At 70.3% G+C, this 9,523-nt stretch carries 9 protein-coding genes and 1 pseudogene; 4 read left to right on the forward strand and 6 right to left on the reverse strand.

Annotated features, from left to right (window positions below; translation table 11 throughout):
• Positions 1-3: 3 nt before the first annotated feature.
• Positions 4-1,029 carry a bile acid:sodium symporter family protein gene (locus WA670_RS40850; RefSeq protein ID WP_199817628.1) on the reverse strand — a complete coding sequence of 342 codons (1,026 nt, stop codon included), beginning with the start codon at positions 1,027-1,029 and terminating at the stop codon, positions 4-6.
• A gap of 100 nt (positions 1,030-1,129) precedes the next feature.
• Between WA670_RS40850 and WA670_RS40855 the strand changes: the two genes are divergently transcribed.
• Entirely contained in the window at positions 1,130-1,993 is an 864-nt protein-coding gene (locus WA670_RS40855) for a LysR substrate-binding domain-containing protein (RefSeq protein ID WP_037812605.1), read from the forward strand.
• Here the strand turns inward: WA670_RS40855 and shbA are convergent.
• Together shbA and WA670_RS40865 are read right to left on the reverse strand one after the other, a co-directional pair.
• Complete coding sequence (gene shbA / locus WA670_RS40860; protein ID WP_336161486.1) at positions 1,970-2,650, reverse strand: RNA polymerase sigma factor ShbA; 681 nt, start codon at positions 2,648-2,650, stop codon at positions 1,970-1,972. The genes WA670_RS40855 and shbA overlap by 24 nt on opposite strands.
• 51 nt (positions 2,651-2,701) lie before the next feature.
• Positions 2,702-3,136 (reverse strand): annotated as a pseudogene (locus WA670_RS40865) (RNA polymerase sigma factor); the annotation flags it as partial.
• A 422-nt stretch (positions 3,137-3,558) separates the two neighbouring features.
• On the opposite strand from WA670_RS40865, the gene WA670_RS40870 reads away from it, so the two are divergent.
• On the forward strand, positions 3,559-3,828 hold the full coding sequence (locus WA670_RS40870; RefSeq protein ID WP_037812602.1) for a WhiB family transcriptional regulator: 270 nt from the start codon (positions 3,559-3,561) through the stop codon (positions 3,826-3,828).
• A gap of 218 nt (positions 3,829-4,046) precedes the next feature.
• Here WA670_RS40870 and WA670_RS40875 read toward each other — a convergent pair whose 3' ends face one another.
• From WA670_RS40875 to WA670_RS40885, 3 genes are read right to left on the reverse strand one after another with little or no spacing between them, the layout of a single operon-like run.
• Complete coding sequence (locus WA670_RS40875) at positions 4,047-5,051, reverse strand: RNA polymerase subunit sigma-70 (protein WP_336161481.1); 1,005 nt, start codon at positions 5,049-5,051, stop codon at positions 4,047-4,049.
• A 15-nt stretch (positions 5,052-5,066) separates the two neighbouring features.
• Positions 5,067-6,623 carry an MDR family MFS transporter gene (locus WA670_RS40880; RefSeq protein ID WP_275295501.1) on the reverse strand — a complete coding sequence of 519 codons (1,557 nt, stop codon included), beginning with the start codon at positions 6,621-6,623 and terminating at the stop codon, positions 5,067-5,069.
• Positions 6,624-6,651: 28 nt separating this feature from the next.
• Positions 6,652-7,260 (reverse strand): TetR family transcriptional regulator, encoded by a 609-nt coding sequence (locus tag WA670_RS40885; RefSeq protein ID WP_238605415.1) that lies wholly within the window; start codon positions 7,258-7,260, stop codon positions 6,652-6,654.
• A gap of 100 nt (positions 7,261-7,360) precedes the next feature.
• Here WA670_RS40885 and WA670_RS40890 point away from each other — a divergent pair, with 100 nt between their 5' ends.
• Together WA670_RS40890 and WA670_RS40895 are read left to right on the forward strand one after the other, a co-directional pair.
• Positions 7,361-8,104: an SDR family NAD(P)-dependent oxidoreductase gene (locus WA670_RS40890; RefSeq protein ID WP_336161483.1), complete on the forward strand. Its 744-nt coding sequence runs from the start codon at positions 7,361-7,363 to the stop codon at positions 8,102-8,104.
• A 158-nt stretch (positions 8,105-8,262) separates the two neighbouring features.
• Positions 8,263-9,489 (forward strand): LCP family protein, encoded by a 1,227-nt coding sequence (locus WA670_RS40895; protein ID WP_336161485.1) that lies wholly within the window; start codon positions 8,263-8,265, stop codon positions 9,487-9,489.
• Positions 9,490-9,523 lie beyond the last annotated feature (34 nt).

Genomic DNA, 9,523 nt, shown 5'->3' on the forward strand with positions numbered 1-9,523 from the left:
ACGTCAGCCGACCGCGGCCAGTTCCCCCGGCTCCTGCGCGGCCTCCTGCCGGGCGTACCGGCGCGCCATCGCCGCGCACACGATCAGCTGAATCTGGTGGAACAGCATCAGCGGCAGCACGATCAACCCGACCTCGGCGTGCCCGAACAGCACCGTCGCCATCGGCAGGCCGCTCGCCAGGCTCTTCTTCGACCCGCAGAACATGATCGTGATCCGGTCCGCGCGGGCGAACCCGAGCAGCCGCGCGCCGCCGCTCGTCGCGGCGAGCACCGCCGCCAGCAGCACGCAGCAGACCGCGACCAGCGCCAGCAGCGGGCCGACGTCCAGCTGGTGCCAGATGCCCTCGGTCATCCCTTCGCTGAACGCGGTGTAGACCACCAGCAGGATCGAACCGCGGTCGACGATCTTGAGCGGCGCGGAATGCCGCTGCACCCACCCGCCGATCCAGCGGCGCGCCAGCTGCCCGGCGACGAACGGCACCAGGAGCTGCAGCACGATGTCCAGCACCGCCGAACCGCTCACGCCCGGGCCGTCGGTGGCCAGCAGCAGCGCGACGAGCAGCGGCGTCAGCACGATGCCGAGCAGATTGGACAGCGACGCGCTGCAGATCGCCGCCGCGACGTTGCCCTTCGCGATCGAGGTGAACGCGATCGACGACTGGACGGTCGAGGGCAGCAGGCAGAGGAACAGCACGCCGGTGTACAGCGGCGAGGTCAGCAGGCCGGGGGAGAGGAACGACGCGGCGAGCCCCAGCAACGGAAACAGCACGAAAGTGGCGCAGAGTACCGTGACGTGCAACCGCCAGTGTCGCATCCCCTCGACCGCTTCCTGACTGGAAAGCCTTGCGCCGTAAAGGAAGAAGAGCAGACCGACCGCGATTTTCGTCACCACGCCGAATCCGGTCGCGACCGCGCCGGAGGCGGGCAGCAGCGAGGCGATGCCCACGGTGACGAGGATCAGGGCGATGAACGGGTCGATCCGCAGCTTGGCGAGCAAAGCCGAGACGGGGCGGGCGAACGAAGCGAGCACGGTGGATCTCCTTTCCCGGTCATTCTCCCGTCGCCGACGGTCATTCGGAACCCCGATGACCGTACTGACTGTCATTGTGAAATCCGATAAGATGTGACGCATGCTGGATCCGCGGTTGTGCCGTTCTTTCCTTGCCGTGGCGGAAACTCGCAGCTTCACGGCGGCGGCGAGGCGGCTCGGTGTGGGGCAGCCCACAATCAGCCAGCACATCCGGCGGCTCGAGTCCGAGGCGGGCGGATTGCTGTTCGCCCGGGACACGCACGCGGTCGACCTGACCGCGCGCGGGCAGGCGATGCTCGGCTTCGCGCAGACCATAGTGGACACCGAGGACCGCGCGGCCCGGCATTTCCGCGGCGCGCAGGTGCGCGGCCGGGTCCGGTTCGGGGTGTCGGAGGACTTCGCGCTCGGCGAGCTGCCGGACATCCTGCGGCGGCTGCGGGAAAGCCATCCGCTGGTGGACGTGGAACTGCACGTGGAACTGTCCGATGTGCTCGCCCGCCGGATCGCCGACGGCCGGCTCGACCTGGTGCTCGGCAAACGCCGTCCGGGCGCGCCCGGCCCGGGACGGCTGCTGCGCCGCGAACCCCTGGTGTGGATCGGCTCGGCGGCGACGGACCTCACACCCGGCCATCCGGTGCCGCTCGTGCAGTACCCGATGCCCTCGGTCACCCGGCAGCTGGCGGTGGAAACGCTCGAGCGCGCCGGACTGGAATGGCGGGCGGCCTGCCAGACCTCGAGCCTGACCGGCCTGCGCGCGGCGGCGGCCGCCGGGCTCGGGATCACCGTGCACGCGCGGAGCCTGGTGCCGTCCGACCTGGTCGAATTGCCCGCCGAACTCGGCCTGCCGGATCCGGGCGACGTCGATTTCATTTTGCTGTCGCGCGACGGCAGCGAGGGCCCGGTGGCGGCGCTGGCGGAGTTCGTGGTGGCGCGGATCGGGTCAGCGGCGTCGTTCGAGAGCTGAGCGGAGCCGCAGCAGCGCGCGGTGTTGCGCCACCCGTACCGCGCCCGGGGTGGAGTCGACCGCTTCGGCCGCTTCGTCGGCAGAGAGTCCGACTACTATGCGCAGCAACACAATCTCCCGCTGTCGCTCCGGCAGCAGCTGCAGCAGCCGAGCCAGCTGCCGGTTCAGCTCCGCGCGCAGCGCCCGTTCCTCCGGCCCGTCGGCCAGATCGACCGCCTCCGGCATCTCGGCCACCGTTTCGGTCCGGTTGCGCGCGTGCGCCCGGTGCGCGTCCGCCACTTTGTGCTGCGCGATCCCGTAAACGAAAGCCAGAAACGGCCGTCCCTGATGCCGGTAACCGGGCAGCGCGGTCAGCAACGCGAGGCAGACTTCCTGCGCCACGTCGTCCGCGGACGAATATGCGTCAGCACCGCCCAATCGAGCCCGGCAGTAGCGCACGATCAGCGGCTGCACCGCCGCGAGCAGGTCCTGCGCCGCGTCCGGATCGCCCTCGACCGCCGCTCGCACCGGGCCGTCGAAGCCGAACCGGCCGGCCGGGACGCTCGGCGCGGCCAAGGCGGTCGCCTCGGTTTTCACCCGGGTCAACGCTTCTTCGACGTCGAGCGCCGAGCGCAGCGCGTTGACCAGTGCGGCTTCGGCTTCGCGCAGTTCGGTCATCAGCGCCTCCTCTCGCCCGGCCAGGCCGAGCCGGTGCTTCAGCCGTTCCCGCGCGTGCCGCAGATTCGAGCGGACTGTGGTGCCCGCCATGCCGAGCGCGGAGGCGATCGCGGCGGGCGAAAACCCGTTGAGCGACCAGGTCAGCACCGTGCGCTGGGTTTCCGGCAGCGTCGAAAGCAGTTCGACCCCGCGCGCGTTCCGCTCCACGACCGAGGTCAGCCGGTCGCCCGGCGGGTCCGCGGACGGCGCGCCGCCGTCGAACCACGTCTGCTCGGCGGCGAGCCGGACGGCGGTCAGCCGCACCGCGACGCGCGGGTCGCCCGGCGGCGGCCACGTCCCGGTTTCCTGGACGAACGCCTCCACCGCCACTTCGCGCGCGGTGGCCGGGCCGAGCCCGCCCGCGCACAGGAACGCCACGAGGCGAGGGAATTCGCCCCGGAAGAAGCCGTCGAACCCCGCCACGCGCACCCCCTTCCGATCCCGCACTTGTCGAACAGGTGCGGTGGCGCGCCCGTGGGATGTAACGATCCGGTCACGGAAATGTGGTTAACCCCGGGACGGGCGGGTACCTGGGTCGGACGGGCAGGCCGGCCTCGGACGCGGCGGAAGGGGGAAACGGTGCGCGGAAAAGGAAAACCCGGACTCTCCGGACCCGGAGAGCGCCCGGCGCGGGGGCCGTAGCACGTCCGCCGCCAACCGCGTCCGCGATGTGAGCTGAATCGAAATTTCGCGCGCGGGCGGTGATCGGTGGTAACTTGGAAAGCCGGTCGTCCGCCGGGTCCTTCGCGGCCCGGGGCGGTTCGGCCGAAAAGCCCACCGAACACCCTCCGAAGGCATGGCGTGCCCGTGCGCGCGGAGAAGTCGGTTGACCACGGTTCGACAATGAGGACAGGAGGTGAAAAGCAACAATGGAACTCACGGCCACCAGCTGGCTCGCCCGCGCGGCGTGCCAGGACGAGGACCCGGAACTGTTCTTCCCGATTTCCGACATGGGTCCGGGGGCGCAGCAGGTCGCGAAGGCCAAGGCGGTCTGCGCGCGATGCCCGGTCCGCGCGGAATGCCTTTCCTATGCTCTCGACAACGGTCTCGGCAACGGGATCTTCGGGGGAACTACCGAGCTGGAGCGCCGGAAGCTGGTGCGAACCGGCTCCGCCGCCGCACGGCATCGAGTCGCCTGACCGCGAGCCGGTGACCATTTCCCGGCGGCGAGGGCGCCAGCAGTTTCCCCCACCACGACCGGCCGCAAAGCCCGGAACTCGGTGGTTGCGCCCGGGCGGCGATCGCAGCACTTGCGATCGCCGCCCGGGCGTTTTTGCTGATCCGGCCGGAAGAAGGCGGACACGGTCCGCCGCCGATCTGCTCAGGGCGAGCGGTTTCCGCCGTGGCTGTAGCCGGATCAGCAATCATCGGCACGGCATTCGTCGAACGTTTCGGCGAGTCCATAGGGCGCCAATGCCGCCGTTTCGAACGCGGCCACCGCCGTGACCAGTCCGTTTCGCACGGTGAGGACGCTGACGCCGAAAGCGCGATAAACCGATTCGCCGGGCCGGCGCAGATAAGTCGCGACCGCGGGCTGCCGGTTCGCGCGCACCGGCGCCATCCGGAAACTGCCCCGGTAGTACGGCGACCGCGGATCGAAACTCGGTCCGAGCGCGCCGAGAATCCGATCGCGACTGTCGAACCACAACGAGTACGGCGGCATCACCGCGCGCGCGTCCTCGCTCAGCACGGCGGCCACCGCCTGCACGTCCGCCGATTCGTAGGCGGCGATGAACTTCCGCAGCAGCGCCGTTTCCTCGGCGGTCGTGCTGGCCGGAGCGGACCACTCGGCGCGCCGGGCGGGGAGCTTGGCGCGCAACGTCTCCCGGCCCCGTTGCAGCGCGCTGTTCGCCGAGGCCACCGAAGTGCCCAGCAGGTCGGCAGTGTCCTTTGCGGACCAATCGAGCACGTCGCGCAGGATCAGCGCGGCCCGCTGCCGCGGCGGGAGCAACTGGATGGTGGCGAGGAACGCCAGTTCGATGGTTTCGCGTTCGACGACCGCGGCGCCGGTGTCGTCCGGCGCCGCGGGGTCGAGCAGCAGATCGGGGAACGGGCTCAGCCACGGCACGTCCAGCGCGGAGATCTCGCCCGCCGGGTCGGCCGCCGGGCCCAGTTCGTCCGGCAGCACCCGCCGCGGCCGCCGGGCGAGCGCGTCGAGGCAGACGTTCGTGGCGATCCGGTACAGCCACGTCCGCACGCTCGCCCGCCCGGCGAAGCCGGAGCGGCCTTTCCAGGCCCGGAGAAACGCCTCCTGCGTGAGGTCCTCGGCCTCCTCGAACGAACCGCTCATCCGGTAGCAGTGCACGCGGATCTCGCGCCGGTGCCGTTCGATCAGGGCGCCGAACTCCTCGTCGCTGGTCACCCGGGCAACGGTAGCTCAGGCGGCCTCGTCCGCCAGCCGTTCCAGCCCGCTCTGCGTCTTGAGCGGCAGGTGCTTCAGGAACGCGACCGCGACCACCACGAGCAGCGCGATCGGCGCGCTGATCAGGAACAGGTCGCTGGTCGCGACCCCGTAGGCCTCCCGGATCACGGTCACGACCGGGGCGGGCAGCTGCGCCAGGTCGGGCACCTTCCCGCCGCTGCCGGACCCGGCGGACGCGGCGGGCCCGAGCCCGTCGGCGATGAGCGTGCCGACCCGGCTGGCCAGCACCGCGCCGAGCGCGCTCACGCCGATCGACCCGCCGAGGCTGCGGAAGAACGACAGCGTCGAGGTCGCCGCGCCGAGGTCGGCGGCGGGCACGTCGTTCTGCGTCACCAGCACCAGGTTCTGGTTGAGCATGCCCACGCCGACGCCGAGCACCAGCATGAACAGGCTCAGCTCCACCAGCGAGGTGTGCGCGTCGATCAGCCCGAGCAGGCCCAGCCCGGCCGCCATCAGCACCGAGCCGAGCAGCAGGAACGGCTTCCACTTGCCGGTGCGGCTGATCAGCTGGCCGGACACCGTGGACGAAACCAGCAGGCCGAAGATCATCGGCAGGCTCATCAGCCCGGCCACCGTCGGCGATTTGCCGAGCGCCAGCTGGAAATACTGCGAGAGGAACACGGTGCCGCCGAACATCGCGACGCCGACCAGGAAGCTCGCGACAGTGGCGAGCGTGACCGTGCGGTTGCGGAACAGCTTCAGCGGCACGACCGGTTCGCGCACCTTCGACTCGACCCACACCGCGAGCACCAGCACGAGCACGCCGGCGGGCACGAGCACCGCGGTCTGCCAGGAACCCCACGCGAAGGTCGAGCCGGCCAGCGACGACCACACCAGCAGCGTCGACACGCCGAGCATGATCAGGAACGCGCCGAGGTAGTCGACGTGCACCTCGCGGCGCAGGGTCGGCAGGTCCAGGGTGCGCTGCAGCAACAGGATCGCGGCGAGCGCGAACGGCACGCCGAGGAAGAAGCACCAGCGCCAGCCGAGCCACGAGGTGTCCACGAGCACGCCGCCGATCAGCGGTCCGGCGACCGTGCCGACCGCGAAGACCGCGCCGAAGACGCCGGAGAACTTGCCCAGCTCGCGCGGCGAAACGATGGCCGCCATGATCACCTGGGCGAGCGCGGTGAGCCCGCCGCCGCCGATGCCCTGGGCGATCCGGCTGAGGATCAGCACGTCGATGTTCTGCGCGAACCCGGCCACCAGCGACCCGACCACGAACAGCCCGAGCGAGAGCTGGATCAGCAGTTTCTTGTTGTACAGGTCGGAAAGCTTGCCCCACAGCGGGACGGTCGCGGTCATCGCGAGCAGTTCGGTGGTGACGACCCAGGTGTAGGACGACTGGCTGCCGCCCAGCTCGGACACGATCCGCGGCAGCGCGTTCGCGACCACAGTGGACGCGAGGATGGCGACGAAAATGCCCATCATCAGGCCGGACATCGCCTGCAGCACTTGCCGGTGGCTCATCGCCGGGGAAGGCGCGGGAGATTCCGCGGTGGACAGGGACATGGACAGTCCTTTCCGGACTCGGGAGGGGTCAGCGCGGGTCGGGCAGGCCGGCGGCAGCGGCGGCGGCGGCCTCGTCGAAGATCTCGAGCAGCGGCTGGGCGCCGTCGCGGGCGGCCCACCGGCTGAGCGAGGTGTTGAGCACTCCGCCCGCGACGGCCAGCAGCAGCGACGGGAACAGGTCCTTCTCCGCGTCGGTGCCGGAGCGCTGGGCGATGGCCGCGATCATCGGATCGCGCGAACCGGAGTTGAGCGTCGTCGCGCGGATGAGCAGCGACGGGTCGCCGTGGATGATCCGCAGCCGGGTCAGCCACTCGTCGCGGTCCCGCTCGATGTCGGCGAGGTCTTCCCGGACGGTCGCGACGAACGCGGGAAACGCGTCGATCCCGTCCGGCTGCGCGAGGAACCGGGCGATCGTCTGCTCGGCCCGCTCCGCGTGGTCGGCGTACGCGAGCAGCACGGCGTCTTCCTTGACCGGGAAGTAGTTGAAGAACGTGCGCGCGGACACGCCCGCCTCGGCGGCGATGTCGTCGACGGTGACCTGGTCCAGACCACGCTCGTCGATCAGCCGAAGCGCCGCGAGAGCGATCGTGCGATGGGTTTCGAGCTTCTTGCGCTCGCGAAGTCCGGGGGAGGGCACTTGATCAGCGTAGCCAGATCTTGCAGACTCTGCAAAGTTGCAGTTTGTGAATCAGGGCACCTCGTGCTGCCCGGGGAGCGGGCTGGCAGACTCACCCACCGTGAGCGGAACGGTGCTGGTGCTAGGCGGACGCAGCGAGATCGGGACGGCGGTGGCTGTCCGGCTGGCGCGCGGGGGAGCGAAGCGGTTCGTGCTGGCCGCGCGGCCGGGCGCGGACCTCAGCGAGCAGACCGACGCCCTGCGCGAAGCGGGCGCGGAGACTGTCGCGACCGAGGACTTCGACGCAGACGACCTCTCCGCGCACCGTCCGCTGCTTGAGCGCGTCATCAAGGAGCACGGACCGCTCGAGACTGTCGTGCTGGCGTTCGGCATCCTCGGCGACCAAGCCCGCGCCGAGACCGACGCCGCGCACGCCACCGCGATCGTGCACACCGATTACGTCGCACAGGTGTCCGTGCTCACTCACACGGCGGAATTGTTGCGCACTCAGGGTTTCGGAAACCTGGTTGTCTTCTCGTCGGTCGCCGGGGTTCGCGTGCGGCGGGCGAACTACGTGTACGGCTCGGCGAAAGCCGGTCTCGACGGGTTCGCCTCGGGACTGTCCGACGCGCTGCACGGCACCGGCGTCCACCTGTTGCTCGTGCGCCCGGGCTTCGTGATCGGCCGGATGACCGAAGGAATGTCTCCCGCGCCGTTCTCCAGCACCGCCGATCAGGTGGCCGACGCGACTGTCGCCGCCTTGCGCCGCCGCCGGGAAGTCGTGTGGGTGCCGGGCATGTTGCGCTTGGTGTTCGCCGCGATGCGGTTCGTGCCGCGTGCGGTGTGGCGGCGCATGCCGCGCTGAACTCCCGGTGCCCGAAGGGATACCGGCTGTCGCCGCGCGCTCCGCCGAACGGGCAGCATCACATGTTCGCGACAGGTTTCTCAGGCTATTCCCAGCTAACGCGGTGATCCTCGAACGCGGGGGTCGAAATCCGTCCCCCGGGAAGCGAGGAACCGGCCGTGCTGATCACGTCCCGGGGCCGCCGGATCGGCGGCCGTGCGGTGCTGGGGGTGGTGTCCACCCTGGTGCTGGGCGCCACCGGATTCGCGTGGTCGCAACTGCACCGGCTGGACACCAGCCTCGTCACCGCGGACGTCATCGCCCCGTCCGCGCAGGTCCCGGACACCCCGGCCGGGGAACCGCTCACCGTCGCGCAGAACATTCTGTTGGTAGGTCTCGATTCCCGCACCAAACCGGACGGGACGCCGCTGCCGCAGAACGTGCTCGACGCGCTGCACGCGGGCGGGGGAGACGACGGCGGCAACACCACCGACACGATGATCGTGGTGCACGTCCCGGTCGGCGGCGCGGCGGCCACCGCGATCTCGATCCCCCGTGATTCCTATGTGGACATTCCAGGATACGGCAAGCACAAGATCAATTCGGCGTACAGCCGCGCGCGGGCCGATCAGCGCGGAAAGCTTGCGCAGCAGGGAATGAGCGGCCCGGAACTGGAAGTGGCCGCGGACGCCGCCGGGGCGAAATCGGCGATCGCCGCGGTGCAGAAACTCACCGGGCTCACCATCAATCACTACGCCGCGGTCAACCTCTCCGGATTCGCCGCGCTGAGCCAGGCGGTCGGCGGGGTGCAGGTGTGCCTGAAGGCCCCGGTGCACGATTCCTTCTCCGGCGCGGATTTCCCCGCCGGGACGCAGACCATTTCCGGTACGCAAGCGCTCGCCTTCGTCCGGCAGCGGCACGGCCTGCCCAACGGCGACCTGGACCGGATCGCGCGGCAGCAGGCGTTCATGTCGGCGATGGCGAAAACCGTCCTCGGCTCCGGCACGTTCGCCGATCCGGCGCGGCTTTCGTCCCTGGTGGACGCTTTGGAAGGTTCGGTCACGCTCGACCACGGCTGGAACCTGCTGAGCTTCGCCCAGCAACTGCACGGCCTCAGCTCAGGCGCGATCTCGTTCGGCACGATCCCGGTGCAGAGCCTGTCGCTGGCCACCCCGTCCGACGGCGACGCGGTGAAGGTGGATCCGGCGCAGGTGCGGCAATTCGTGCAGACGCAGATCAGCTCGCCAGACGCCGCGGCATCCGGAGGAACATCCGACCCGGGCACCGTCCACCCGTCATCGAGCGGCGGCGTGGTGCGGCCGATCGCGGAGACCACGACGTCGACCCCTCCGGCGGGCACCCCGGCGCAGCCGAAGATGACGGCGGCCAGTGGGTGCGTGAATTAGACCAACGGCAGGGTGATGGTGAACGCCGGGTCCC

Origin of the sequence: Amycolatopsis sp. VC5-11 (assembly GCF_037034185.1) — a bacterium.
Classification (GTDB): domain Bacteria; phylum Actinomycetota; class Actinomycetes; order Mycobacteriales; family Pseudonocardiaceae; genus Amycolatopsis; species Amycolatopsis nivea.

Coding starts and splice junctions, on each gene's coding strand:
- WA670_RS40855 (WP_037812605.1), top strand. CDS start 1,130: ATGCTGGATCCGCGGTTGTGCCGTTCTTTCCTTGCCGTGGCGGAAACT.
- shbA (WP_336161486.1), bottom strand. CDS start 2,650: ATGACCGAACTGCGCGAAGCCGAAGCCGCACTGGTCAACGCGCTGCGC.
- WA670_RS40870 (WP_037812602.1), top strand. CDS start 3,559: ATGGAACTCACGGCCACCAGCTGGCTCGCCCGCGCGGCGTGCCAGGAC.
- WA670_RS40880 (WP_275295501.1), bottom strand. CDS start 6,623: ATGTCCCTGTCCACCGCGGAATCTCCCGCGCCTTCCCCGGCGATGAGC.